Origin of the sequence: Nonomuraea sp. NPDC049750, from assembly GCF_040659625.1 — a bacterium.
Lineage (GTDB): Bacteria > Actinomycetota > Actinomycetes > Streptosporangiales > Streptosporangiaceae > Nonomuraea.
Window position 1 is genome coordinate 102717 of the sequence record NZ_JBFANB010000011.1, and the last position, 25126, is coordinate 127842.

21 protein-coding genes are annotated in these 25126 nt (G+C 69.0%); 15 read left to right on the plus strand and 6 right to left on the minus strand.

Translation table 11 applies throughout. The features are described from left to right. Positions 1–629: 629 nt before the first annotated feature. On the minus strand, positions 630–1085 hold the full coding sequence (locus AB0J16_RS27515) for a hypothetical protein (RefSeq protein WP_358544589.1): 456 nt from the start codon (positions 1083–1085) through the stop codon (positions 630–632). A gap of 307 nt (positions 1086–1392) precedes the next feature. Between AB0J16_RS27515 and AB0J16_RS27520 the strand changes: the two genes are divergently transcribed. Further along, a complete protein-coding gene (locus tag AB0J16_RS27520) occupies positions 1393–1656 on the plus strand; it encodes a hypothetical protein (protein ID WP_358544590.1) in 264 nt (87 codons plus the stop codon). Continuing rightward, positions 1653–2039 carry a hypothetical protein gene (locus AB0J16_RS27525; RefSeq protein WP_358544592.1) on the plus strand — a complete coding sequence of 129 codons (387 nt, stop codon included), beginning with the start codon at positions 1653–1655 and terminating at the stop codon, positions 2037–2039. The genes AB0J16_RS27520 and AB0J16_RS27525 overlap by 4 nt, the downstream gene beginning before the upstream one ends. 110 nt (positions 2040–2149) lie before the next feature. Here AB0J16_RS27525 and AB0J16_RS27530 read toward each other — a convergent pair whose 3' ends face one another. Next, a complete protein-coding gene (locus AB0J16_RS27530) occupies positions 2150–2446 on the minus strand; it encodes a hypothetical protein (RefSeq protein ID WP_358544593.1) in 297 nt (98 codons plus the stop codon). A gap of 85 nt (positions 2447–2531) precedes the next feature. Next, positions 2532–2849: a hypothetical protein gene (locus AB0J16_RS27535; RefSeq protein WP_358544595.1), complete on the minus strand. Its 318-nt coding sequence runs from the start codon at positions 2847–2849 to the stop codon at positions 2532–2534. Between the two features lie 26 nt (positions 2850–2875). Here AB0J16_RS27535 and AB0J16_RS27540 point away from each other — a divergent pair, with 26 nt between their 5' ends. Continuing rightward, on the plus strand, positions 2876–4960 hold the full coding sequence (locus AB0J16_RS27540; RefSeq protein ID WP_358544597.1) for an AAA family ATPase: 2085 nt from the start codon (positions 2876–2878) through the stop codon (positions 4958–4960). On the opposite strand, the gene AB0J16_RS27545 is transcribed toward AB0J16_RS27540, so the two are convergent. After that, complete coding sequence (locus tag AB0J16_RS27545; protein WP_358544598.1) at positions 4900–5142, minus strand: 2TM domain-containing protein; 243 nt, start codon at positions 5140–5142, stop codon at positions 4900–4902. The genes AB0J16_RS27540 and AB0J16_RS27545 overlap by 61 nt on opposite strands. Before the next feature lie 147 nt (positions 5143–5289). Here AB0J16_RS27545 and AB0J16_RS27550 point away from each other — a divergent pair, with 147 nt between their 5' ends. The 12 genes from AB0J16_RS27550 to AB0J16_RS27605 all read left to right on the plus strand — a co-directional run bounded on the left by AB0J16_RS27550 (position 5290) and on the right by AB0J16_RS27605 (position 20654). After that, positions 5290–6075 carry an alpha/beta hydrolase gene (locus tag AB0J16_RS27550; RefSeq protein ID WP_358544600.1) on the plus strand — a complete coding sequence of 262 codons (786 nt, stop codon included), beginning with the start codon at positions 5290–5292 and terminating at the stop codon, positions 6073–6075. An 82-nt stretch (positions 6076–6157) separates the two neighbouring features. Continuing rightward, a complete protein-coding gene (locus AB0J16_RS27555) occupies positions 6158–7780 on the plus strand; it encodes an FAD-dependent oxidoreductase (RefSeq protein WP_358544602.1) in 1623 nt (540 codons plus the stop codon). 77 nt (positions 7781–7857) lie between these two features. Next, a complete protein-coding gene (locus AB0J16_RS27560) occupies positions 7858–8364 on the plus strand; it encodes a DUF4188 domain-containing protein (protein ID WP_358544604.1) in 507 nt (168 codons plus the stop codon). Between the two features lie 264 nt (positions 8365–8628). Next, positions 8629–10215, plus strand: coding sequence for a flavin monoamine oxidase family protein (locus tag AB0J16_RS27565; protein ID WP_358544606.1), 1587 nt, complete (start codon positions 8629–8631; stop codon positions 10213–10215). Between the two features lie 14 nt (positions 10216–10229). After that, entirely contained in the window at positions 10230–10859 is a 630-nt protein-coding gene (locus tag AB0J16_RS27570) for a Rid family hydrolase (RefSeq protein WP_358544608.1), read from the plus strand. 329 nt (positions 10860–11188) lie between these two features. Further along, positions 11189–12184, plus strand: a complete 996-nt coding sequence (locus AB0J16_RS27575; protein WP_357953826.1) for a LacI family DNA-binding transcriptional regulator — start codon at positions 11189–11191, stop codon at positions 12182–12184. A 529-nt stretch (positions 12185–12713) separates the two neighbouring features. After that, positions 12714–13880, plus strand: a complete 1167-nt coding sequence (locus AB0J16_RS27580) for a hypothetical protein (protein ID WP_358544610.1) — start codon at positions 12714–12716, stop codon at positions 13878–13880. A gap of 23 nt (positions 13881–13903) precedes the next feature. Next, on the plus strand, positions 13904–15154 hold the full coding sequence (locus tag AB0J16_RS27585) for an extracellular solute-binding protein (RefSeq protein ID WP_358544612.1): 1251 nt from the start codon (positions 13904–13906) through the stop codon (positions 15152–15154). 37 nt (positions 15155–15191) lie between these two features. Then, the gene (locus AB0J16_RS27590; protein WP_358544614.1) at positions 15192–16253 is read left to right on the plus strand and encodes a sugar ABC transporter permease; all 1062 of its coding nucleotides are present in this window, start codon (positions 15192–15194) and stop codon (positions 16251–16253) included. Beyond that, a complete protein-coding gene (locus AB0J16_RS27595) occupies positions 16243–17091 on the plus strand; it encodes a carbohydrate ABC transporter permease (protein WP_358544616.1) in 849 nt (282 codons plus the stop codon). Before AB0J16_RS27590 ends, AB0J16_RS27595 begins: the two co-directional genes overlap by 11 nt. Beyond that, entirely contained in the window at positions 17088–18869 is a 1782-nt protein-coding gene (locus AB0J16_RS27600; protein WP_358544618.1) for an alpha-galactosidase, read from the plus strand. The genes AB0J16_RS27595 and AB0J16_RS27600 overlap by 4 nt, the downstream gene beginning before the upstream one ends. Positions 18870–18935: 66 nt before the next feature. Beyond that, positions 18936–20654 carry a right-handed parallel beta-helix repeat-containing protein gene (locus tag AB0J16_RS27605; RefSeq protein WP_358544620.1) on the plus strand — a complete coding sequence of 573 codons (1719 nt, stop codon included), beginning with the start codon at positions 18936–18938 and terminating at the stop codon, positions 20652–20654. Here AB0J16_RS27605 and AB0J16_RS27610 read toward each other — a convergent pair. After that, positions 20638–23796: a DUF6493 family protein gene (locus tag AB0J16_RS27610; protein WP_358544621.1), complete on the minus strand. Its 3159-nt coding sequence runs from the start codon at positions 23794–23796 to the stop codon at positions 20638–20640. The two genes, AB0J16_RS27605 and AB0J16_RS27610, sit on opposite strands and share 17 nt — an antisense overlap. Continuing rightward, complete coding sequence (locus tag AB0J16_RS27615) at positions 23793–25121, minus strand: SWIM zinc finger family protein (protein WP_358544622.1); 1329 nt, start codon at positions 25119–25121, stop codon at positions 23793–23795. Before AB0J16_RS27615 ends, AB0J16_RS27610 begins: the two co-directional genes overlap by 4 nt. Between the last annotated feature and the right edge of the window lie 5 nt (positions 25122–25126).

Here is a 25126-nt window from a genome sequence, read left to right on the forward strand (position 1 = left end):
CTCGATGGTAAGGGCGATGACCTGTACGGGCAGGGCGTGGTGGACACCGAGGGCTGGACGCAGGTCCTGTTGTCGGCCTTCCCCGACTCCGTCACCTGAGAGGGGGCGTGAAGGCCTCGGCACCTGCCGGGGCCTTCCGCATGGTGCGCCCAGCATGGGCGATTGCCTGGGGGTGAAAGTCCCGGGGAGGAAGAGGTGATGCTACCTCCGAGCCGGAGGCAAGGGCGTCGTCGCGAGGCGGGGTCTGGAGGAAGCCCGAGGCGAAACTTCGCACCGAGGGACACGAACCGCGTATGAGGCCGGACTGGGGTCGGTTGCGCTGGCGCCTGCGCCGCGCCGACGGTTCTGGCCGTGAGGTGAGGGCTGACCAGGCAGAAGTCAGCAGAGGCCGTAGTACCGGTGAGGCGCGCACTGGTCGAACGCGCAGAACAGCCCGTCGTGCGCCATCGAGTCGAGCACTTCGGATGCCGAGCACGCGGACACGTCTGGTGGTGTGCTCGATGACCGCCAGGATGTACTGGCGTTGCCCGCTGAGAGTGACGGTCTCGATGAAATCACCGGCCGGCACGGTGTCGGCCTGAGAGCGCAGGAAGTCGGCCCACGTGACGGACGCCCGCTCGGGCGCCGGATCAAGACCTGCCTGCTTGAGGGTCTCCCACGCTGTGGACGGTGTCACCTTGATGCCGAGTGTGGCGAGCTCTCCGTGGTCCCGCCGGTAACCCCAGCCGGGGTTCTCCCGCGGCGGGAACCGGATCGATCCGCGCGGTGACGACGAACCTGCCCGGTGGCCACTCGATCCGCAACGTGCCGCCGGCGCTCTCCACGCGCTCGCGCAGGCGCGCGAGCCCGCGCAGCGGAGAGCCGGCAGCGTCGATCACACCGTCGTTGGACACCTCCACCGCGCCTGGCGACGCCGTGATCGTGACGATCGTGGGGCGCACATGGCGAAGCAGATTGGTCGTGGCTTCGCGCAGCACGTGCGCCAGCAGAGGATGCGCAGACGTGCCGGTTCCGTCATCGAGCCGCGCCTCGACGGTGATGCCTGCGGCCTCGCACAGTCGCTTGGCATTCTCGAGCTCGGCCACCAGGTTCAGCTCGTAGCGCGCGTACGCCAGCGCCCGCGTCTCGGTGATGGTCTCGTCGGCGAGCCGAGCTCCGCCTCAGCTCGGTCTGCGTCCCTGGAGGAGGACGGCACTGGCGAGCTGGTGCGCTGGCTGGTGAATACTCCGCCGCTTTTCGCGCTCACGATCCTCGGGGTCAACCTCTTCCGGCTCAGCGCGCTGACCATCGTGCTTCCGTCACTCATCGTGCCCTTCGCGGGGCTCGTGTTCTCCGGCTACTGGTCGGTCGAGACCGGCATCACGCTCGTTCCGGCATCCCCCCCAGGGGCGGGTGGCACTCATCCCCCACTCGCTGACCCTCGTCGTCGAGTTCCAGGCGTACGTGCTTCTTCTGCTTGGCGCGTACCTCCTGGGCCGGCACTGGTTGTTCCCCCGCACCATCGGCGCGCAGAACCAATGCCAGGGCTATGTCCGAGGCCTGCAGCGGATCGGCCTGCTGGCGCTGCCGGCACTCGCGCTGCTCATCGTCGGCGCGGTGTGGGAGGCGTACTCACTGAGGTACTTCGTGCACCCGCTCAGTCAACTGCTGCTGTGATCCCACCGGCAGGCCGGGTGCTCACAGGCCGCCCGCGCACGCCGGTGGCCCTTATCTCGGCGGCGGTTGGGCCGGTGCCGGCGGCGGACGGGACCTACCAATTCACCGACGCCCCGCCGTCCATCGGGGCGTTCAAGTATCAGGTGTACTGGCCGGGCAACTCATGGTTCCGGGGTAGCGGCTCCTCGGTGACCGTCACGGTGGCCTTGTATGAGCCGACGCTCACCGTGGCCGGACCGACGACGGGCAACGTCGGCGAGCGACTCGAATTCAGCGGCACCTTCGGCGCCGACGGCATCACCTTCCCGCGGACGATCATCACCGTCTCGCGCAAGGTCGTCAGCCCGGATGGCACCGCCACCTCGAAGCACCTAGTGAGTTGATCCCCGCCGCCGACGGGTCGTTCAGCTTCTCCGAGATCGCCAAGGCGGCCATGGGAGTCCGCCTGAGCGCTGGCGCGCCACGACCATCCTCATGGGAGCGCCCATCAGCCTCAGCGGCGCGTGCGGTTCAGCATGACCAGCCCGGCGATGAACGACCCGAGCAGGGCCGGTGACAGGACCGCGAGGGCACCCCACGCGAAGAGGCCGAGATAGCCGAGCGCGGACGAACCGTACGTCGGGTCGGCGTCAGCGGCCGCGAACAGCCCCAGGCCGAGAACGACACCGGCCACCGTGAGCGCGATCGGCGTCCACAGGAGCACGTGGGCCCACACACGATACGTCCGACTGTAGACACGCCGGGCCGACGGCACGTTCGGCTGCGGGGGATAGCCGACGGATTCCCTCATGCCGCATTTGTATCAGCCCGCGTGGCCCCGCTCGTGTTTCTCGGCCACCGGTCACCCGCACCGGCGTCGGCGAGTGCGGTACTTGCTAGGCGAAGGGCTCCACGTCGCGCTCCGACCAGGACCGGCGGCGGCTGCGCTGCCACGCCTGGTAAGCCGGCATCGCCTCCGCCTGCTCCCGGTACGCCGCGGCGAGCACGTCACGGATACCTGGTACGTGCTCGGCGACCGGCGAGCCCGCCGACCACAGGAGCCGCTCCCGTACCCACATCGGGTCGCCGGCCAGTGGCCTGACCACCACGTTCTCGCGCTCGGCTGTGATCGCCCTGCACAGGGACACTCCGTGCCCCTGGCTGATCAGGGAGAACACCAGGCTGGCGTCGGTGCGCTGGATGCGCCGCGGCACGAACCCCGCGCGGCGGCCTGCCCGTGTTGGCGCGCGAGAAGTGGCTGGCCAGTGAACTCGGGCGCCTCCTTGAGTCTCGAGACGATGACGCCGCGCCACCGGTTTCCGGCGGCCGCGCCCAGTTCCGCCTGTACGAGCAGGTCGTCACCTTTATCGGCCAGGCCTCAGCGGAACGGCCGATGCTGCTCGTCATGGACGATCTTCAATGGATCGATGCCACCTCGCTCCAGTTGTTCAGCCATCTGGCGGCCCGGTTACCCACCGGCACCACGATCATCTGCGCCCTTCGCGACCGCGCACCCACGCCCGGCCCCGACCTTTCGCGGGTGCTGGCCACCGCCAGCCGGCTGCCCAGCCACCGCAGGATCCAACTCGGCCCGCTCAGCCTGACCGACGTGGCCGAACTCATCCGCCGCGAGACCGGCCACGAACCCGGCGCGGACATCGCCCGCAACATCCACGTTCGCACCGCCGGCAATCCCTTCTTCGTCCGCGAACTCTCGCGGCTCCTCAGCGACCGCGGCGCGCTCAGCGACGGCGACGCATCGGTCCGGTCCGGGGTGCCGTCGACCGTACGAGACGTCGTCCGCGATCGGCTGGCGAGTCTCGACGACGGCGCTCGCCACCTGCTGCGCGTCGCCGCGCTGATCGGCCGCGACGTCGACCTCGGTCTCCTCGCCCGCGCCGCCGGTGTCGACGTCGCTGACTGCCTCGAACGCCTCGAACCGCCGCGCGCGCTCGGCCTGCTCGAAACGGCGCCGGAGAACCCGTTCTCATGGCGCTTCGCGCACGACCTGGTTCGCGAATCGATCACGGAGACAACGGAGCAACTGCGGGCCGTCCGGCTGCACCTACGTGTCGCGGACGCGCTCGAAGAAAGCCAGGCGGAGGACGAGTCCATCACCGAACGCCTCGCCTTCCACCTGTCGGCCGCCGGCCCCCTCGCCGACCCGGTTCGTACCGTGGAGGCGCTGAAGCGCGCCGGTCGTCGAGCGGCGACCAAGCTCGCGTTCGCCGCCGCTGATCGGCACCTGGAATCGGCCGCCCAGATCGCGCGGACCGCCAAGCTCCCGGAACTTGAGCTCTCCGCCCTCTCGCTGCTCGCCATCGCCCCGCGCCGGCAGGCCGGGTTCGGCGGCACGACGTTCGATCTGCTGGAGCGTGCGGAACACCTGGCCCGCCAACTCGGCCGCGAGGTGGACGCCGCCGGCCTGCTCTTCGCTCGCCTGTTCGGGGCCTACACCTTCCTGGAGTGGGACCGCATGCGGCTGGTCCGCAGGCTGTACGAGCAAGGGGAGGCGTCCGCCGATCCGGTCATCCGTGTGTACGGCCGGCAAGCCTGGGGCCTGCACCAGTGGGACATCGGCGACATCGGCGCGGCGTACCGATGCTTCAGCGAGAACAACCCCGCCCTACTCGACGGGGTCGTCTCCGCGCACAGCGAGACCCCGATCCGGCGTGACGTCTCAGGTGAGTGGCCCGGCTGGCGTGCCGTCGTGACGGCACTGCACGGTGACGTCGGGACGGCGGAGACCATCATCGACAAGTGGAACGGCCCCGACGACTCGTACGCGGTCGCGACCTGGGCCTACTACACCACGATCATCGCGTCGATAGCCGGTGACGCGGGCTGGGTGATGCGCGCCATCGAGCGCTGGATGGCCGTGGGCACCGGCCGCGCGGCCATCCAGCAGGAGCACTACATACGGCTGAACTGGTACTGGGCCCGTGCCCTCACCGGCGATGACCCGGCCGCCATCGCGGCGGAGGCCGACCAGCTCCTGACCGGGACGTTGGTCGACCCGCCGCGGTGGGGCGTCGCCTACCATCACGCACTGATCGCCGAGATGTGGCTGGCCGCGGGGATGCCGGACGAGGCGGGCATCGCCCTCGACCGAGCGGACCAGGCCCTCGACGCCTACGGTCAACGCTACGCCGAAGGACTTGTCCTGCTGCTGCGGGCGCGCCTGCTCAACGCCCGTGGCGAACCCGCGGACGTCGTACGAGCCGCTGCGGAAAAGGCCCGCGACCGGTCCCATGAACGCGGGTCTCACCTGTTCGCCCGCCGTGCCGAGAAGTTCCTCGCGGCATTCGGCCGGGGCGGCGAGTAGACGCTCCAGATGTGAAAGCCCAGCCCGATGCCCCAAAAGGCCATCGACCACACAGGCCAGAAGTGGCTTTTCGCGTCGTAGCGAAACCACACCACGACCTGGGTCAGATTGGACAGGACATAAAGAGCCAGGTGGATCCGTAGACCCCATTTCCTGGCCGTCTCGCTCTTCTGTGTGTTCATGCCCGCAGGCTAGATCGACGTACTTGCCAAAGACTGAGGCGTACTTCCCGAAGACTGACTTACTGGGTTCAGCGATCGTCAACTATTCGAGATCTACTCTGACCAGCGATCGAGGTGCCAATCGCAAACCTTTGAAAGGACCACGCTATGACGACGACCCGCCGAGCGGTGCTGGCCGGATCCGCCGCGGTCGCGACCGGTGCCCTGCTGGGAACGTCCAAGGCGCAGGCGGAAGCCAAGCCCAAACCCACTGTGGTGCTCGTGCACGGCGCGTTCGCCGATTCCTCCGGCTGGAACGAGGTCAGCGCCAGGCTCATCCGCGAGAACTATCCGGTGATCGCCCCGGCGAACCCGCTGCGCGGCGTGGCGGCCGACTCCGCCTACCTGGCCTCCCTTCTCGCCACGCTCAGCGGCCCGATCGTCCTGGCCGCGCACTCTTATGGCGGAATCGTCATCACGAACGCCGCGACTGGTAACCCGAACGTGAAAGCGCTGGTCTACGTGGCCGCGTTCGCCCCTGACCAGGGTGAATCGCTGCTGGATCTGCAGAACAAGTATCCGGGGAGCAAGCTCAATGAGGCTGCGCTGGACTTTCGTCCTTATGGTGATGGGCTCGTCGAGGGATACATCAAGAAGGAGGTATTCCACGGCGTCTTCGCCGGGGACGTGCCGAGGGCGACCACTGAACTGATGCAGGCCGGCCAGCGGCCCGCTGACACGCGCACGCTCGGAGAGCCGTCCGGCACCTCGGCGTGGAAGACCATTCCCTCCTATTACCTGATCGCCAGGAACGATCAAGTGCTCCCCGTCGCGGCCCAGCGGTTCATGGCGCGGCGGGCCGGGTCACGGGTCCACGAGGTCGGCGCCTCGCACGTCGCGATGATCTCGCAGCCCTCCATGGCCGCCGACCTCATCAAAAGCGCCGCGCGCTGACGTCTCAAGGGGTCGAGCCGACGGCCGGTCCCAGTGATTTGGCGCGTCCTACTGTTCCGGCCCGGTACGACGGAGGAACCACATGAACGAGGGTGCGGCGCGGCGCGGGCCGGTCCTGAACGACGAGCAGTTCCGCCGGCTCGCCGCGTACGGGGAGGTGGAACACGCCGAAGCCGGTCGCGATCTGTACGTGTCCGGCGACGACTCCTACGACTTCTTCCTGCTCCTGACGGCGACCGTGGACATTGTCCGGGACGCGACGGCGATCGAGCCGGAACGTCTGATCTTCCACGGTGGCCCCGGCGACTTTCTCGGCGAGCTCAACCTGCTGACCGGTCAGCACGTCTACCTGACCGCTCGGGTGGTGTCCGCCGGGACAGTCGTGCGAATCGGGGCGGCGAAGCTGCGCCGTGCCCTCGCTGAACAGGATGACATCGCCGACCTCGTACTGGCGGCGTTCCGGGAACGGCGCGAGGTCATCCGCTCGGCCGCCGGCGAGGTCCTGGAGATCGTCGGTCAGCCGGAAACCGCGGCGACTTTGGAACTGCGCACCTACGTGACGCAGATGCTCCTGCCCCACACCTGGCGCAGCGCGACCTCCCACCCAGGACGCTCGCTGATGACAGCGGCCGGGCTCACGGCAGACGATCTTCCGGCGGCGATCGTCGGTGGTTCGGTGCTGCGGCGCGCGACGTCGAGAACGGTCGCGGAGCTGCTCGGCCTCATCTACCGGGCCGACGCGTATCCGGTCGATCTCGTCGTGGTGGGCGCCGGCCCGGCGGGGCTGGCGGCCGCCGTGTACGGGGCGTCCGAAGGTCTCGTCACCGTGCTGCTGGATCGAAGTGGGCTCGGCGGCCAGGCCGCCAAGAGCGCCCGGATCGAGAACTACCTGGGCTTTCCGCACGGTGTCAGTGGTGCGAACCTGACCCGCCTGGCGATGATTCAGGCACTCAAGTTCGGCGTACGGATCCACTCGCCGTGCGCGGTGACAGGCCTCGATCTCTCCGACGATCGACGGCCGACCGTCCTGCTGGAGGACGGCGTACGCATTCCGTGCCGCGCGGTGATCGCGGCAACCGGAGCCCATTACCGCCGTCTCGACATTCCCCAGTGGGCGACGTTCGAGAAGTCCGGCTGCATCCGGTACGCGGCGACCGAGCTGGACGTCCGCGAGTACGAGCACCAGCCGGTGGCCGTCATCGGGGGCGCCAACTCGGCCGGGCAGGCAGCCCTGTCCCTTGCCGCTCACGGCGCGACGGTGGACTTGATCGTTCGCGGCGGCGAGCTCGAGGCCGGGATGTCTTCCTACCTGACCCACCGAGTCCGTGCCCATCCGCGGATCCGGACCCACACTCGTAGCACGGTCCGCGAACTGGCCGGAGATGACACCCTCACGTCGATTGTCGTCGAGAGGCCGGGCGAGCGGCCGAAACGACTGGCTTGTCACGCATTGTTCTGCTTCATCGGAGCCGACCCCGTGTCAGGCTGGCTGTCCGGCGTCGCCAAGGCCGACGACGGCTTCGTCCTCACCGACAGTCGGCTGCCCACCGGCTCGTCCGGCCCGCGCCTTCCGTTCCAGACGAGCGCTCCCCGGGTCTTCGCGGTCGGCGACCTCCGCTCGGGCTCGACGAAACGAGTAGCCACGGCAGTCGGCGACGGCGCGAGCGCGGTCTCCTCCGTACACGTGGCGCTCACCGGCGACTGACATGTCCATCGACCGTCCTGACCTCCATGGAACCGACGACCAGCCCATGCGCAACCTGCGCCCTTAAGGAGCATCAAATGCCAACCCGCGTGAACCGGCAGACCGTCGATCTGTCCGCCTATCCAGACCTCCTCGTCCTTTACCTCGGCATGCGAGTGAATCGCCTGTACGGGATCCGGACCTTCTTCAGCTTCGGCCGGAAGATCAGCGGCTCGGTCGCGGGCAAGCCGGACGGGCTGCTGCTGCACGAGCCCGTGTACTACTCGTTCTTCCCGATGAACATGGGGATGCGCCAGTACTGGCGGGACCTGCCGTCGCTGCTCGCCTTCGCCCGCTCCGAGCCGCATCGGGAGTGGTGGCTGGACTTCCTGCGGGACTCGGGCGGCACCGGTTTCTGGCACGAGACGTACTCGGTCAGGGGTGGCATGGAGGCCGTCTACGACGACGTTCCCAAGCCGCTCGGGTTTGGCCGGTTCGCCGGAATCCGGCGCGCTCGTGGACCCATGTTCGGTTCCGCGGCCCGGTTGGGGCGCTCCGATGACAGCAGACCGGTCCTGAGCGAGACGGAACTCTACGAGTCCTAGCCGGCTCGAACTACACCAGCGCCTGCTGAGCCCGCACCGCGGTGCTTGTTCCTTGCGCGCGCCGCTGGGCCTCACTTCGATAGGCCGCTGACGTTGGCGGCCTGAGCGAGCGTACGGTCCGATGGCTCGCCCACAAGCCACCCGGAAACCTCACATTCATCTACAAACACGATGATGAGCTTGAAACCCGCAAACAACACAATGTCGGACGATCAGCAACAAAACCTCCCAAGACTCGCCTCCAGCAAATCTTGGAGGTATGTGTTGGGGTACAGCAGACGCGATTTCCTGTCCGCCGTCGGTGTTTCCGGCGGTGCGGGCGCGCTCTTCGCGACCATGGGCGCGCTCGGGCTCGCGCCGACCGCGGAGGCGTCCGCGAAGGAAACTTTCGACCCGCCGCAGCAGTCTGACTTCTCCCTCACCGGGCGGTCGGCGAAGAAGGTGGTGATCCTCGGCGCGGGGATAGCCGGTCTTGCCACGGCGTACGAGCTGGGCAAGGCGGGCTACGACTGCACGATCCTGGAGGCGCTCGACCGGGTGGGCGGCCGGAACTGGACCATCCGCGGCGGTGACCGCGTGACCGAGCTGGACGGCTCCACGCAGGTCGCGAAGTTCAGTGACGGCGTCTATCTCAACGCGGGACCGGCCCGGCTGGCGCAGTGGATGGTCACCATGGACTACTGCCGCGAGCTCGGCGTGGACCTGGAGGTCTTCACCAACTCCAACGCCCAGGCGTACATCTACCACCAGAACATGCGGGCCCCCGTCCGTTGGCGTACCGCCAAGGCCGACGTGTACGGGTACGTCTCGGAGCTGCTGTCGCGGGCGACCGACGCGGGGGCGCTGGACGCCGCGCTCACCGCGCAGGACAAAGAGCGGCTGATCGCCTTCCTGTCGAGCTTCGGAGGGGTGGGGAACAAGGCGAGCGGATTCAAGTACTCCGGAGGCGACCGCCGCGGCCACAGCGTGAACCCGGGCGCGGGTGAGCAGCCGGGCACGCTCCTTGAGCCGGTGCCGTCGCTGTCGGAGGTGCTGGCGAGTGGCGTCGGGCAGCGGTTCTCGTTCGAGTTCGGCTACGAGCAGGCGATGCTGATGTTCCAGCCAGTGGGCGGCATGGACGCGATCCCGCGGGCCTTCGCCGGCAAGATCGGGCGGCAGCGGATCCGGCTGCGCGCCGAAGTTACCAAGATCACCGATCTGCCGGATGGCGTGGAGGTGGAGTACCAGGACCGCCACGGTCGTACGCAGAAGATCAAAGCGGACCTTTGCGTCGCGGCGATGCCCCCGCACATCCTCGCCAAGACCGCGCACAATCTCGGCCCGGACGTCCAGGCCGCCCTCGCCACCCCGACCGTCACGAACGCGGGCAAGATCGGCCTGGAGTACCGCCGCCGCTGGTGGGAGACCGACGAGGATATCTACGGCGGCATCACCGCCACCGACCTCGACCTGGCCACGATCTGGTACCCCTCCTACGGGTACGGCGCCTCGCGCGGCATGGTCGTCGGCTACTACAACTTCGGCGCCCAGGCCGATGCGTACGCCGCGCTGAAGCACGCGGACCGCGAGCGCCGCGCGATCGAGCAGGGCGTGAAGATCCATGGCGCGAAGTATCGCGACGAGCTGGCCTCGTCGGTGTCCATCGCCTGGAAACTCCAGCCGCACATCGAGGGCGCCTGGGTGGGCTGGCCGTCCCGGCAGGGCGCGTACCAGCTCCTCAACAGACCGGCCGGCCACGTGCACTTCGCGGGGGACTGGCTGAGCTACATGATCGCCTGGCAGGCGGGAGCCCTGGAGTCCGCCCGCAAGGTGGTCACCGAGCTGCACCAGCGCGCCTTGAGCACCTCCTGAGAGGACACCTCCGCATGAAGATCCGCACCATCGCCCTCTCCGCGGCCGTCGTCCTCGTCCTCGGCACCGGTACGGCCGCCGCCAACCCCACCTGGTCGCCCCGGCCGCAGGAGGTCAAGCCCTTCCTCCCGGCCGGCACCACCAACCCCGCGATCGCCGACGGCGTGGCGCTCGGCAAGCAGGTGGCCTCCTACACCGCCAGCGGCCTGGGCCCGGCGGCGGCCAACACCGGGGCTCCCGCCGACTCTCCCGAGCGCTACGTCGACTTCCCCGGCGCTACTTTGCCCCCTGGCGTCACCATCACCGAGGCCCAGGCACTCAACGTGCTCAAGCGCATCAAGGCCAACCTCTCCGCCGCTGGGCTGGGTCTGGCCGACGTCGTCTCCATGCGCGCTTACCTGGAGAAGCCTCCCGGAGCCGAGTCGGCCGACTTCGCCGGCTGGAACCGCGCCTACCGCCAGTTCTTCGCCAACACGGACCTGGCCACCGGCCAGCCCGTACCCGTCCCTCTCGGCACCGCGCCCCCCGCCCTGCCCATGGAGGTCAACCCGGCCCGCCCGGCCCGCGTGACGATCGAGATCGCCAACCTCCCGGTCGCGGGCTGGCTCGTCGAAGTGGAGGTCGTCGCCGCATACAAGCACTGACTTCAAGCACTGACTTCAAGCCCTGACCGCCGCACAGGGCTGCGGGCGTGTCCGGCTGATGGATCCGATCCAGCAGCCGGACACGGATGCTGCCCGGCGAGAACCGCACCGGACCCTCGGGGCGGCCTTCGCCGTGCTCCGCGCGTGCTCGTACGCTCCGGAACGCACCGTCAGGATCCGGCACGATATGACATCGACGCCGGTGTGATGAGGGCCGAATCATCGCTTCCAGGATCGACTCCATCGCCGCGATGTGACTGAACTGCCCGCGCGGCAGGTCTGGCCGTATAGTGACATCACGCGTCGTCCGTATCGATCAAAAGGGAGCTATGGCCAAGGTCGGAATCAGTGACGTCGCCGCTCGTGCCGGGGTCAGCGAAGCGACCGTCAGCCGTGTGCTCAACCGTCGGGGTGTGGTCGCCGCCGGCACGCGCCGTGTCGTGGAGGACGCGATCCGCGAGCTGGGATATGACCGCGGCGGACAGAGTCAGCTCGTCATCGTCCTGACTCCGGGCCTCGCCCAGCCCTTCTTCGGGCGGCTCTGCGAGCTGATCGAGTCGGCGTTGGCGCCCCAGGGGTTCAAGGCCGTCGTGTGCTCGACGACGGTGGGCGGGTTGCAGGAGATCGACTTCATCACCTCCACCATGGATCTGGGCATCGCGGGCGCGGTCTTCGCCTCGGCGAGCAACACCCTGATCGGGGTGGACCCGGCACCATACCGGCTGCTGCAGGAACGCCAGATCCCGTTCGTCTCGATGAACGGCGCGATCGAGGGCCTCCCGGCCCCCAGCTTCTCCACGAATGACAAAGTGGCGGCGGCGCTGGCCGTCGAGCACCTGTGGAACCTCGGCCACCGCGACATCGGCATGATCGTCGGCCCGGTGGGCAACCGGCCCAGCGAGCGGCGCCTCGACGGTTTCGTCGAGGCGATGAGCTCACGTGGCGTGGATGACCCGCGGCGACTCGTCGCGCGCCAGGTCTACAGCGTCGAGGGCGGAATGTCGGCCGCCGAGACCCTGCTCGACCAGGGTGCGACCGCGATCGTCGCCGCGAGCGACTACATGGCCTTGGGTGCGATTCGTACGGCGGGTCGCCGCGGTCTGTCCGTGCCGGGCGACGTGTCCGTCGTCGGCTACGACGACTCCCAGATCATGGGATTCGTCGATCCGCCCCTGACCACGGTCCGGCAGCCGATCGAGCGGATCGCGCAGGCGATCTCCGCCACCATGGTGCATCTGGTCAACAGGCGGCCGGTGCCGGCGGGGGAGCTGATGTTCGACCCCGAGCTGATCATTCGCGGCTCGACGGCCGCCCCACGCGCATAGCTAGTCGCCGATCGATCGCGGCACAGCAGGCCGACCGCTGCCGCTCGCTGATCGCCTAATTCACCGGATTCGCCCCATTCGTCCGATGTCGCCAGCGTGACGGCATCGGCGATCGTACCTGATCGCGGGTTGTGTCCTCCGCCGACGGCTGCCCGGACAGCCGGTCATTGGAGGCTGCCCGCCGCCACGGCAGGCTACGTGACTCCTGCCGAGCCCACGGTGGACTGTCGCCCGCGACGCGGGCTCCCTGAGCGCGTGGCCGTCCTGTAACGCACTGCGTTGCCCTACTGTTGACGTGTTTATGACGTGTATGTAACACTCGCTTTTCATGACGAGGCAGTCACCACCTGCGGCGCTTGCCGCGCAGTCCGGTCAAAACCACCCGCCATGGCACCTTCGAGTTGATTCGAGCATGCACGATCTTGTCGAATCTTTCATTTGGGCGTCACGTCGTTCGCGTGAGTGGGTTCAGACCGGACGGGACCCGAGATATCTCCCGAGTTACTGGGCCGGTTTGACGGACCGGCCGATGTTCTATTCGAGGGACCTCGCCCACCAAATGCTCGGCGCGCATCTGCTGGGACTGGACGCGGAGAACCTTTCGATGCTCCGGCATTTCGCCGGATCGGCGAACGACGCCCGCGGCTGGTATCCGTTGTGGGCGTTCGACTTCGACGGCACGCCGGCCGCCATCGACTACCACTCGGATGACGACTTCGTACGAGAGGTCCCGGCGCCATTCGAACTCGTCGAGAAGGCGGTCGAGCAATATCGCTGGACGGCGGACGACCGATTCCTGCTCACTCCGGAGATCGCGGCGTTCGTACGCAGCACGATGACGTCGTTCGTCGACGCCCATGATCCCCTCGGGACAGGTGTGGCGGGTGAAGGCGGCAGCGGGGACATCTTCCGCGGAACGGCGACCTACAACGAGGGGGAGCGGCCACCGCACCTCCTGGTCGCCGCCGACGGGATCGCCAGCCAATGGGCGGCCCACCTGGCACTCGGCTCCGTCACCTTCGACGAAGAGTTCGCCGTGTGGAATCGTGCGCGGGCCGAGCAGCTGGCCGAGCACTTCTCGACATCGTGGTGGTTGCCCGGCGACCAGCACTACACCGCGGGCTTCACCGCCGACGGACCGACCGGCGGGTTCCGGCTGGAGAGCACCTGGTTCCCCGCGCTCAAGGGGATCATGCGCGACGACCAGCGTTCGAGCGCGCATCTCGACTTCCTGCGATCCGGCCTCGCGGCAACGCCGCCGACCAATATTGAGGCATTCACGTACCTTCCGGAGGCGTTCTTCCGTTACGGGTGGGACGACGAGGCGTTGCGCTGGATGCGCTACCTCGCGGACTCCAGGGCGGACTATCCGGAGGTCCCCTTCACGCACGTCGCCCACGTCGCGGTCGGCCTGACCGGGTTGGAGCCGGGCGCCCGCGAGGGCGTCGTCCACACCCGCTCGCATCTGCCGGCCGGGGAGTGGATCGAGGTCGGAGATGTTCCGGTCGGTGGTTCCGTTGTCGGGCTGCGGCACGAGGCCAGGGAAGCCACCGAGTTCGAGGTGACCGGCGGACCAGGCGTGACCTGGACCTCCGTCTGGGACGACGGGCACGTCACCACGGTCGACGTGCCGAACGGTTCGCGCGTACGCGCAGCTGCCGACGGCAGCGTCGTCGTGCTTCGCGGGCAGCGATAGATCACTGATAAAGGAGACCCCCCTTGCACCGAAAGGCACTCGCTGCCGTCACCGCCGCCTCGTTCCTCGCGCTCGCCGCTTGTAGCAGTGAGACCAGTGGTGGAGGAGGCTCGGCCGGGACCACCACGATCAGTTACGCCTTCTGGGGGACCACCGACGAGGCCGCCACGATGAAGGCGATGATCGCGGCGTTCGAGAAGGCCAACCCGACGATCAAGGTCGAGCCCAACTGGATCCAGAGCGACTACGAGCAGAAGCTCCAGACGTCGATCGCCGGCGGCGACGCCCCGACCGTGGCGGAGATCTCCGACACCTCGCTGCCGAGCTTCGCCAACGCCTTCAAGCAGGTTGAGGTCGACAAGAGCGTCTACTACTCGCCGGCCGTCCAGAGGGCGGGGACGTTCGGCGGGGCCGACTACGCGGTGCCCTTCGTCGCGAAGAGCAAGGTCTTGGCCCTCGGCAAGGACGCCTTCGACAAGGCCGGCGTCGCCGTCCCGTCCGGCGCGACGCCGATGACGACCGCGGACTTCGTCTCCGCGGCCAAGAAGCTGACGTCGGGATCGGGCGCGAAGAAGGTCTATGGCTCCGCGCCCCTCTGGTACGACGGCTGGCTGATCGCGGAGGGCGGCTCGTACTACAGCGCGGACGGCAAGCAGTGCACAATGGGCAACCCCGACGGGATCCGCGCCGCCCAGACCGTGGTGAACGCCGTGAAGACCGACGGCTTCGCGCCCAGCCAGGCCGACGCCCAGGGGCAGGACATGTTCCAGTGGCTCGCCGACGGCAAGGTCGCGATGCTGCCCGACTTCGGCCCGTGGAACATCGCCAAGATCGCCGCGTTGGACTCCTCGAAGTTCCTCATCGTGCCGTTGCCCGGCAAGGGCGAGCCCATGGAGGTCGACAGCCTGGGCATCGCGAAGGACGCGAGCGATGCGGAGACCGCCGCGGCGAAGACCTTCACGAAGTTCATGAGCTCGACCCCCGACGCGCAGAACCTCCTGGCGACGACGGAGTCCGCGCTCGGCATCCCCGTCATCCAGGGATCGCTCGACGCCTTCAAATCCATCGCCCCGAAGGTGAACCTGCAGGCCTTCATCGACGCCGTCAAGAACGCGGTCACCACGCCCGCCGTCAAGGACAAGGTGCGGATCGAAAGAGCCTTCTCAGATGACCTGAACTCACGCACCGCGATCGGCTCCGGCACCGAGGATCCGGCCGTCGTACTGCCGCAGCTTCAGGCCGAATGCCAGAAGTTGCTGGACGCGGCGCAGTGACGGTCACCGAGCGGATGGCGTAAAGGGGGATCGCGGCATGTCAGGCATCATGGATGGGCTTGCGGGATTCCTCGAACGGCTGCGCGTCGCCGAGGGGCTCAGGCCCATCCTCTCCCTGGTCATCATCTTGGCCATCGTGTTCGGCCTCATCGGTGCCGGTCTGTGGGGTGCCCTCCGGGCGCGCTGGATCTCGCGGAACACCGCCGCGTTCTGGCTCTTCGTCTCTCCGTGGATCGTCGGCTTCGTGATCTTCACGGGTGGGCCGATGGTGTACTCCCTGATCCTGTCGTTCATGGACTGGGACCTGATCGATCCGGCGAAGTTCACCGGGCTCGCCAACTACGAGGAAGCGCTCTCGGACCCCGCGCTCGGTCAGGCGATCAAGGTCACCTTGACGTACGCCGTCGTGAGCGTTCCCCTGCAGACGTTGCTCTCCCTGGGCGTCGCGCTCCTGATGAACGTACGGGTCCGCGGGGTCAACGTGTTCCGGACCATCTGGTACCTGCCTTCGCTCGTGACGGGAGTGGCCCAGGCGGTGCTGTTCATCTGGGTCTTCCACCCCAGTTACGGCCTCGTCAACGGGGTGCTCCGCCTGTTCGGCGTCGATGGACCCAAGTGGCTCTTCGACGCCGACTGGGCCCTGTCCGCGGTGATTCTCATGAGCCTCTGGACGGTCGGCGGGAACATGATCATCTATCTCGCCGGCCTGCAAGATGTGCCGAAGAGCCTCTATGAGGCGGCCTCGATCGACGGCGCCGGGCGCTGGCATTCCTTGTGGCACATCACGCTTCCCCAGGTGAGCCCCGTCATCTTCTTCAACGTGGTCACGGGTCTCATCGGTGCGATGCAGACCTTCACCCAGGGCTACGTGGTCACGCACAACGGGGGCGGCCCGTCCGACTCGCTGCTTTTCTACGTCCTGTACCTGTACCAGAACGCGTTCTCCTTCTTCCAGATGGGATACGCGTCCGCCCTGGCCTGGATCCTGTTCGCCATGATCATGGTGCTCACGGCGCTGGTGTTCCGGGGGAGCGCTTTCTGGGTCTACTACGAATCGCAACGGCCGAGGGAGCGGAGACGGCGTGTCCATGTCAGCTAGTGCGGAGGGGGTGCGACCCCGGCCGCTCGGGCCCAGGGTCTTCGCGGTCACCCTGCTCGTGGTCGGGTCCGTCGTCTTCGTCTACCCCTTCCTCTGGATGATCGCGACCGCGCTGCGGACGCAGGCGGGCGTGTCGCAGGGCGGGGTGTCGCTCTGGCCCATCCAGTGGCAGTGGTCCAACTTCTCCGACGGTCTCGGGTCGTTTCCCTTCTGGACCTACCTGCGCAACTCGGTGCTGAGCACGCTCGTCCCGGTCGTCGCGGTGGTCTTCTCGTCCTCGCTCATCGGGTTCGCGTTCGCGCGGATCCGGGTCCGGGGCTCCGGGGTGCTGTTCGCGATCGTGCTGTCGACGATGTTGCTTCCCGGAGAGGTGACGATCGTCCCGCAGTTCATTCTTTTCAAGAATCTCGACATGATCGACACGCTGTGGCCGATCATCATCCCGACCTTTTTCGGCTCCTCGTTCTTCATCTTCCTCTACCGGCAGTTCTATCTGCGATTGCCGGACGCGCTGACGGATGCCGCCCTCATCGACGGCGCGGGCTGGTTCCGCATCTGGTTCTCGATTTACCTGCCGCTTTCCCGGCCCATCGTCATCGCGACCGCGGTGTTGCAGTTCATGTCCTACTGGAACAACTTCTTCCAGGCCGCGATCTACCTTTCGACGGAGCGGTGGAAGACGCTGCCGCTCGCCCTGGCGGGTTTCCAGTCCGTACACGGCACGAACACGCCACTGCTGATGGCCACCACCCTGGTGGTCACCTTTCCCTGCGTTCTTCTTTTCTTCTTCGCGCAGCGTCACATCATCGGCGGAATATCATTCACGGGGATCAAATGACGGAAATCGAAACGCCTGCCACGGGTGCCTCCTGGCTACCGGGGTGGACCCACTCGGAGCCTGAGGAGCCTGTCCCGCTGGGCGCCGATCACTCGGGCGTGGGGCTCCTGCTGCGGGCGACGCGGCCGGGTGACGTGCGCGAACTGCGGGGCGGAGTCTTCGAGGTCGTGTTCAGCACGCTGGGCGAGCCGCTCAGTCTTACCGTGACGATCCCCGCGACCGACGCGAGCGCGTGGTGGCGCCCGGGCAGCACCGAGCCGCACGCGACGATCCCGCCGTCGTGGGGGGCGCCGGTCGACGCGACCGCCCTGCGGGGCCTTCCGCTCGGGGCCCTGCTCGGCTCGCGCGAGGTCACCCGTCTGGTGTACGCGGTCGACACCGGGCATAGCGCGACACAGGTGCTGGCCGGTCTGGTGGAGGAGACCGCCGACTTCGTGATCAAGATCGCCGTCGGCGGCTCTGGTACGACGGGCGACGTGCGGCTTCTCCTGGACGTGTCCGGCGGCACCTTCGCGCGAGCCGTTCCCCAGGCGGGGCGCTGGCTCCAGGGGGAGGAAGGCCATCGCGTGGCGCCGGGGGCCGAGGACCCGGTCCTGTGCACCTGGTATTTCGCGCACCAGCACGTCACGGCCGCCACCGTACTCGCGCAGGCCGATCGCGCGGCCGCGATGGGGTTCGGCACCGTGATCATCGATGACGGCTGGCAGACGAACTCGCACGGCCGGGGATACGGATCGTGCGGTGACTGGGAAGTCACGGAGGACAAGTTCCCCGATGCGGCCGGCCTGGTCGAAGCGTTGCGCGCCCGAGGGCTGCGCACCATGTGGTGGATCGGCACACCGTTCCTGGGCTATCGGGCCAAGGCCCGCGACCTGGGGCTTTCCACGCTGCGCGACAAACCCGAACTGGAGGCGGAGGTCCTCGACCCGCGAGACCCTTTCACCCGCGCCTACCTGGTCGGGCGGATGGAGGAGATCATCGCGCGGACGGGTGCCGACGGCCTGAAGCTCGACTTCCTGGAGGAGTTCCAGGACCAGGGGGCGCCGGGGTCCGTGGCCGCGGCCGTCGACACCGTGTCCGAGATCGTCGACAGGCTACGAGGACTCGGAGCCGAGCCGTTGATCGAGTTCCGGGAGCCGTACATTCATCGAGAGCCCGCCAAGTACGCCTCGATGATCCGCGTCGGCGACTGCCCGCTGAACGCGGTCCAGAACCGCGTCGGCATCTTCGACCTGCGCCTGAGCCGGCCCGGCATGCCGATCCACAGCGACCCGATCATGTGGGCCGAGGGCGACAGCCCGGAGCGGGTCGCCCATCATCTGATCAACTCACTGCTGGGCGTACCGCAGGTCTCCGTGGACCTGACGTTGCTTCCCGATGGCCAGTCCGAGGCGCTCACGTTCTGGATCGGTGTCTGGCGCGAGCACCGCGACCTGCTGCTGCACGGCCGGCTGGTGCCCGAGCGCCCCGAACTGATGTACCCGGTGGCCCGCGTTCACGACGGCGGCCGGCACTTCGTCGTGAGGTACGCGCCGCACGCCATCCGGATTCCGGCCGACGACTGGACAGAACTGCTGGTCGCGAACGCCGACGACAGCTCCCCGATCCTGCTGAACGAGGGGGACGAGGTCAGCGCCCGCCTGGAGATCTGGGACGCCAGGGGGCGGCGGGTCGTCGACGGGGACATCGTTCTGGCCGCCGGGCCCCACGCGCTGGCCGTTCCCTCCGGCGGGCTCGCCCGGTTGCGCCGGGCCCTTTCCTCGATGCCCTCGACATGACGGAGGCGACCTGCGGGCCGCACGCACGGCTTGTGCTCGATTTCGCGGGCGAGGGGGTCTAGCTCGGTGCCGGCGACGCTGGACGTCACCGACTTCGGGGCGGCTCCCGGCAGCCGCTCCGATGCCGCGCCCGCGGTCGCGGCGGCCCTCCGCGCCGCCGGCGCCGTGGCGGGGCCGCTGGTCCTCCGATTCCCGCCGGGTGACTATCACTTCTGGCCGGACGGCGCTCAACGTCGCGAGCTGTACGTCTCCAACACAGTCGGGGACGATCCGCGGTACCGCGAGAAGAGGATCGCCATACTCGCCGAGGCGATGGACGATCTTGTCATCTCGGGGAAGGGCGCCCGCATCCTGCTTCATGGGCTCCAGACGACCTTCGCCGTCATCGACTCGCGGCGGGTGCGCGTCGAGGGACTCGAGTTCGATTTCGCGGTGCCAACGGTCGTCGACGCCACGGTCGTGGACGCCGGCGTCGAGGCGGGGCGGGCGTACCGGGTGATCCGGGTGCCCGAGGTCACGCTGTTCTCCGTCGAAGGACGCTCGATCCGCTGGCACGGTGAGTCCCTCGGCGCGGGTGCCGTCGCCTGGGAGGGGCGTGACGCGCTCGAGTACACGCAGATACATGATCCGTCCGGCCACAGCACGCGGCGCGGCCCGAACCCGCTCTTCGACGACGTCCGGTCGATCAAGGCGGTGGGGGACCGCGAGATCCGGATTGACTACAACTCTGGCGAGGAACCGGCCGACCTCGGCGTCGTCTATGAGATGCGCCTGACGACACGTGATCATCCCGGCGCGCTCGTGCTCGACAGCTCCGGCGTGCGGTTGTCCGGGCTGTGTTTCCGGTTCCTGCACGGCTTCGGCGTCGTGGCACAGGCGAGCCGTGACGTCACGATCGAGGGCTGCGAGTTCCGAAGCCCACCGGACAGCGGGCGGCACACGGCGGGTTTCGCCGACTTCGTGCAGTTTTCCGGATGCTCGGGAGTCGCGGCCGTTCGCGACTGCCTCTTTGACGGGCCGCACGACGACCCGATCAATGTGCACGGCACCTACCTCCGCGTCGCCGATCAGCCTGATCGCCGCACGCTGGCGCTCGAGTACGCGCATCCGGAGACGGCCGGGCTCCCGCAGTTCTCGCCCGGCGACCTGATCGAGATCGTCGAGCGGGCGACGCTCCAGCCGATCGCGACCGCGACAGTGGAGCGCGTACGGCAGCCGAGCGGGCGGGACCGAGCCCACCCGCTCAGGGTCATCGTCCTGACCGTCGCCTCCGAGCTGCCCGGCGACCTCACCGGGCGGGCCGCGGTGGAGAACGTGACCCGGACGCCGGCCGTACACATCGCCCGCAACGTCTTCCGGAACGTGCCCACGCGCGCCGTGCTCGTGACCACGCGGCGTCCGGTGATCATCGAGGACAACCGGTTCGAACGCCCGGGAATGGCCGCGGTCTACGTCTCGGGCGACGCCGCCGAATGGTGGGAGTCCGGGCCGGTACGCGATCTGATCGTCCGCGGGAACGAGTTCGTCGAACCAGGTGGGCCGGCGATCTTCGTCGATCCGCGGACCGACTCCGCGTCCCCGGTCCACCGTGGCGTCGTCGTCGAAGGAAATCGTTTCGTGCTCCGTGACGTCCCGGCACTCGATGCCAAGAGCACCCAGGGCATTCGCTTCAGGGACAACAGCATCGTGCGCTCCGGGCCGGAGGCATGGGACGTCGTCCTCCGATCGTGCACGGACACGGACATCGACGAGCCGACGCTGAGGGTCATCACGTGGCTCCGGTGAGCTGGGCGTGCAGGCGCTTGCACTCGTGGACGAAGCGGATCGTCCGGCCGCTGCGCGCGTACTCGGCGACGACCGGGATCTCCCCGCGCGCGCCGGTCCAGCGGGCCACGTCGGCGGCGAAGGCGACGAGTTCGGCGTGGGTCACGGTGATGCGCTGCCCCTCGCCCGGCAGTATCCCGGGCAGCAGGGCGCGCAGGATGCGCCATACCTCGTGGTGGCCGCCGGCGTCGGCCAGCTCGGTCAGGGCCGCGATGGCGGGGCGGGTCTCCAGCCAGGTGCGACGCAGCACCAGCGCGAGCTGGCGGCCGATCGCCTCGGCGGGCAGCTCGCCCCTTGCGGCCAGGCTCAGGACCAGCGGGATCATGCTGGGCACGTTGTCGGCCAGGAGGAAGGCGAGGATCACCGCCGTGGACTCGCCCATCGGGCCCTGGGCGATCTCCAGGCCGGTGATCTCCGCCGGAGCCAGCCACATGCCCCAGTGGCCGCGCGGTATGAAGGGCAGGAAGTTGACGGCCACGACCTCGCGGTGCGAGGGCAGCATGGCGGGCCACGCCCTGAGCGAACCGCCCAACTCGTCGTGCGTCCAATCGAACGGCTGGCGCAGCAGCACCTCGTCGATCAGCCGATGGCCGGTCGGGGCCGTCACCCGCAACACCGGCTGCAGCCTGACCTCGGTGAAGTGTTCCGGTTCGCCGTCGCCGAACTCGACCATGGACGCGCCGACCATATGACGCCACACGTGACCGCACTCGGGATCGGCCATGCCGCCACCGGCGAGCCAGCGGGCGGCCGAGCGCGCCGCCTCCGAGTCGACCTTGGCGGCCCGGTCGGCCGCGGCCTGGTGGCCGCCTCGGGGCAACCGCAGCAGCGCCTGCGCCAGGTCGGCCGGGAGCGGCTCCACGCCGGCGGCGGCGCAGGTCTCCAGCCGGTCGACCAGTACGTCGGGGTCGAGGTGGCCGCTCAACCAGGTCGGCGTGGCCAGCAGCACCGGCGGCAGGGTGCCGTCGCGAAGGGCCTCGGCGAGTTCCGCGTAGCGGTGCAGCAGGAAATCGTGAAGCGGGGAGACATGATTGGGGTCGGGCAGGCGGTTGCGCCGCCGCCACTCGTCGTTCTCGGGCAGCGCCTCGGGCATGAAGGAACGCAGCCGGGGCGGGACGAAGACGACGGTCACCTGCACAAGCGGCTCGTTCGGGCCTGGCGGGGGTACCTGCTCTTCCGCCCGCATCGCCGCGATCCGGGCGGGGTCCACACCGAGTTCGGCCATGCGCTCGTAGACGTCGTCGAGGACGAAGGACGGCATGGCCTCTTCGGAGTCGTCGTACAAGACGCCGGGCCTCTTCCGCACGGGCCGGAGGTGATTAGGCGGTCCGTCGTCGGTGGAGGAGTCGTACAGGTGGATCCGGCCCTTGGCGAAGGGGATCTGCCGGTCGCCCTCGTGGGCGACCGGCCCGTCCGGGCCGTCGTCGCTGGTCCAGGTGATGGAGAAGGCGCGCAGCGGGGCATCGTCGTCGAGGTAGCGGCCAGGCTGCCAGGCGCCGCCCACCACGATCCGTCGGGGCGACGGCTCCGGCTCGGGCTCCTCGCCACGGGTGAGGGCGCGCACTCTCACGGAGTAGCTTGCGTCGTCCCAGAACTTCTTCGGCCCGATCGGCGGTAGCTCCGGCACGCTGCCGGGGGCCACGAGCTCGGCGGACAGCGCCGACTGCCAGTCATCGGGGTCGAGCCGCACCTTGCTGGACCGCCAGTGGCCCCGGTCCTGCTTGACGTGCGGCTTGAGCTTGCGGCGTAGTTCCGCCCGGTCGTCGGCGATCCCGGCGACGAAGGCCGCCAGCCAGCGCTCCTGGCCGATCCAACGCTCGTGGTAGTCGTGGTTGGGGAAGACCGACGGCTCGGGGAACCGTCGCGCCTCCGGCGGCTCGGGCAGCGGCGGGAACTCCTTCCGCTCCAGCACTTCCTCGACCGGGGTCTCCCCGCCGAACCGCTCGGCCAGCTTCGCGCCCAGGTCGGCGGGGAGGTGGCGGACGCCGTCGAGGATCGCCTCAGTGTGGTCGGCGAGCAGGCCGGCGTGTTTCAGGGTCAGCTCGGCCGCGCGGTTGCGCACGTCGAAGGACTTGTGCGCGTACGCCGTGGTCAGCGCGGTCACGAAGTCGGCGGCCGCCTCGGGCGTGGCCCGGATCGCCCGGTCGAGCCAGCGCAGACCGGTGGCGGCGAGCTTGGCCTCCTCCCGGAAGGTGAGCGCGTCGACCGCCTCGACCAGGTCGGCGTGGTCGATCGGCATCGCTCCGCGTACCTGCCCGGCGGCCAGCTCGGCGACCGTGCCCGGGGCCGACGGCAACAACCGCAGGTAGTCGCGCAGGCGGGGCGCGGACTCCGCTGGCGTGGGGTCGAGCAGCGTGTGCAGCCGGACGAAGAACCGCAAGTCCTGCGCCTCGCCGCCGCGCAGGAAGCGGCTCACGCAACCGTCGAGCAGCTGCTCCCTGGGCAGCTCGCGTACGGCGGCGGCCAGCCAGCGGGTCGGCCGGGGCTCCAGCCGCTCGTCACGGAGGACGCGGCCCGCGCCGTCGGCGTCGAAGACACGAGGCAGCAGTACGGGGGTCAGCGGGTCATCGGCCACGTTCGGCGCGGCCAGCCAGGCGGCCACCAGCGGGTCGTGCTCGGGTGGCACGGCGCCGGACTCGCGCAGCAGCGCCACGGCCAGCGGCGCGACGCGGTCGGCGGGACGGCGCACCCGCTGGGCCAGCCGGACCGCGACATCGCGGCGCCACTCCAAGGGGCGGGTGGCCGCCACCCGGCACACCTGGGCGACGTTGAGGTCCTCGGCCCAGCGGCGGTTGACGTCGCGGCTGGTCATCCACGTCACGGCGGCCGCCGGGCCGGTGATTACGCCGACACCGGTCAGCAGCAGCGCGCCGGCCAGTTCGTCGAGCAGTTCGCCGACCTCCCAGGAGACCTCCTCCTCGAAGTCGTCGGGATACTGGGCCCGCACCTGCTCGGTGCGGGCGCGGCGCAGCTCCTTGACGAGGCCGGGCAACCGCCCGCCCAGCTCGGCGCGCTCCTCCTCGGTGAGCGTGACCAGCCGGTCGGTCAGACGGGTGACCTGGTTGCGAGTGACCAGGTCGCAGATCTCCGTCCAGAGGGTCATCGGGAGACCTCCACGGCGGCGCGGGCGACGATCCGGGCGGCCAGCACGTGTTTGCACGGCCCGCGGGAGCCACGATGGTCCCACCACCACTCGCAGGTGCAGGAGCCGTCGGTCAGCGAGACCCGGCGCGCGCCGCCCGAGGTGTGGACGGTGGCCAGCTCGCCTTCGAGGCGTACGGCGCCCGCGTCGACGAGTTTGCGCGCCTTGGCCAGTCGTGGGTTGAGCAGGAGCACGTTGTCCTTGTCATAGGGCAGCTCACGGTGGAAGTGGGCGGCCTCCGACAGGTCGTAGCCGACCCGGCCGGCGACGCCGAGCTGCGTCAGCGCGGCCCGCACCCGGTCGGCGGGGATGCCCGCGCGGTCGGCCAGCAGGCCGATCTCGATCTCGGGCTCGAAGTTGAGCAGCATGCCCACCACGTCGGCGTCGTTCTCGGCCTCGTCGGTGGCCAGGTCGTCGAGCACCGCGCCCTCGCCGGAGAAACCCCGCCAGCGCTCGGGCGAGAGGGTGAGCGTGTAGCGCATGCCCGGCAGCTCCAGCTCCCAGGCGCTGGAGGCGCCCTCGGCCGGACCGTACACCCGGAGGGACTTCGCGAAGCGCAGCAGTGGCAGGAGGGTGGCGAGCCGGTTGGGGCCGGCGAGCTGGACCGCGCCCGGAACCTGACGGTCGGAGGCCTTCAGCTCGCGCCCCGTCTGCGCCACCCATACCGTCTCTCTCTTGGGCAGCCCGCGCAGGAACCGTACCGCCGCCATGCCGGCCAGCTCACCGCGCTGGTCCATGCCCGAGGCGATGACCTGCACCTCGGCGAAGCCGCGTAACCAGCGCTCGGGCAGCGGCACCTTCTTCTCCACCACCGCGCCGTCCATCGTGGTCACGACCAGCTCGTCGAGCCCGACCCCCAGGTGCAGCGGGTCCCGCGCGCCGATGCGCGCCAGCGCCTCCCGGAGCGGCGCGTTCACGTCGACGTTGGTGGTGCCCCGGTCGAACACCTCACCGTCGAGCGCGCCGTTCAGCAGGTCAAGCCGGGCGTACACCCCGCCACAGGCCGAGAACGACTCGAACCGCAACCGGTCTCCGTTGCACGTCACCACCGGGTCGCGTACCCAGCCGGGCCGCGCCTGCGGCTGGTGGTAGCGGGCCAGCGCCACGTCGGCGACGCCGAGCAGGGCCGCCGCGGCGGGGGCCGCCTGGGTCACCACGCCGCTGAAGAACCGCGGAGCCGCGGCCGGGCCGGACAGGGCACGCCCGCCGGAGGTCGCCAATCCGAGACGACCGTCGACAAGGGAGGAGGGCGCGGCGTAGGTGTACGCCTGCGTCGTTGAGGTCATGGCCG

Excerpts from the sequence above, each read along its gene's own strand:
- AB0J16_RS27530 (WP_358544593.1), bottom strand. The coding sequence starts at position 2,446 with ATGAGGGAATCCGTCGGCTATCCCCCGCAGCCGAACGTGCCGTCGGCC.
- AB0J16_RS27570 (WP_358544608.1), top strand. The coding sequence starts at position 10,230 with ATGAAGATCCGCACCATCGCCCTCTCCGCGGCCGTCGTCCTCGTCCTC.
- AB0J16_RS27550 (WP_358544600.1), top strand. The coding sequence starts at position 5,290 with ATGACGACGACCCGCCGAGCGGTGCTGGCCGGATCCGCCGCGGTCGCG.
- AB0J16_RS27590 (WP_358544614.1), top strand. The coding sequence starts at position 15,192 with ATGTCAGGCATCATGGATGGGCTTGCGGGATTCCTCGAACGGCTGCGC.
- AB0J16_RS27555 (WP_358544602.1), top strand. The coding sequence starts at position 6,158 with ATGAACGAGGGTGCGGCGCGGCGCGGGCCGGTCCTGAACGACGAGCAG.
- AB0J16_RS27615 (WP_358544622.1), bottom strand. The coding sequence starts at position 25,121 with ATGACCTCAACGACGCAGGCGTACACCTACGCCGCGCCCTCCTCCCTT.
- AB0J16_RS27580 (WP_358544610.1), top strand. The coding sequence starts at position 12,714 with ATGTTCTATTCGAGGGACCTCGCCCACCAAATGCTCGGCGCGCATCTG.
- AB0J16_RS27575 (WP_357953826.1), top strand. The coding sequence starts at position 11,189 with ATGGCCAAGGTCGGAATCAGTGACGTCGCCGCTCGTGCCGGGGTCAGC.
- AB0J16_RS27560 (WP_358544604.1), top strand. The coding sequence starts at position 7,858 with ATGCCAACCCGCGTGAACCGGCAGACCGTCGATCTGTCCGCCTATCCA.
- AB0J16_RS27610 (WP_358544621.1), bottom strand. The coding sequence starts at position 23,796 with ATGACCCTCTGGACGGAGATCTGCGACCTGGTCACTCGCAACCAGGTC.
- AB0J16_RS27595 (WP_358544616.1), top strand. The coding sequence starts at position 16,243 with ATGTCAGCTAGTGCGGAGGGGGTGCGACCCCGGCCGCTCGGGCCCAGG.
- AB0J16_RS27545 (WP_358544598.1), bottom strand. The coding sequence starts at position 5,142 with ATGAACACACAGAAGAGCGAGACGGCCAGGAAATGGGGTCTACGGATC.
- AB0J16_RS27600 (WP_358544618.1), top strand. The coding sequence starts at position 17,088 with ATGACGGAAATCGAAACGCCTGCCACGGGTGCCTCCTGGCTACCGGGG.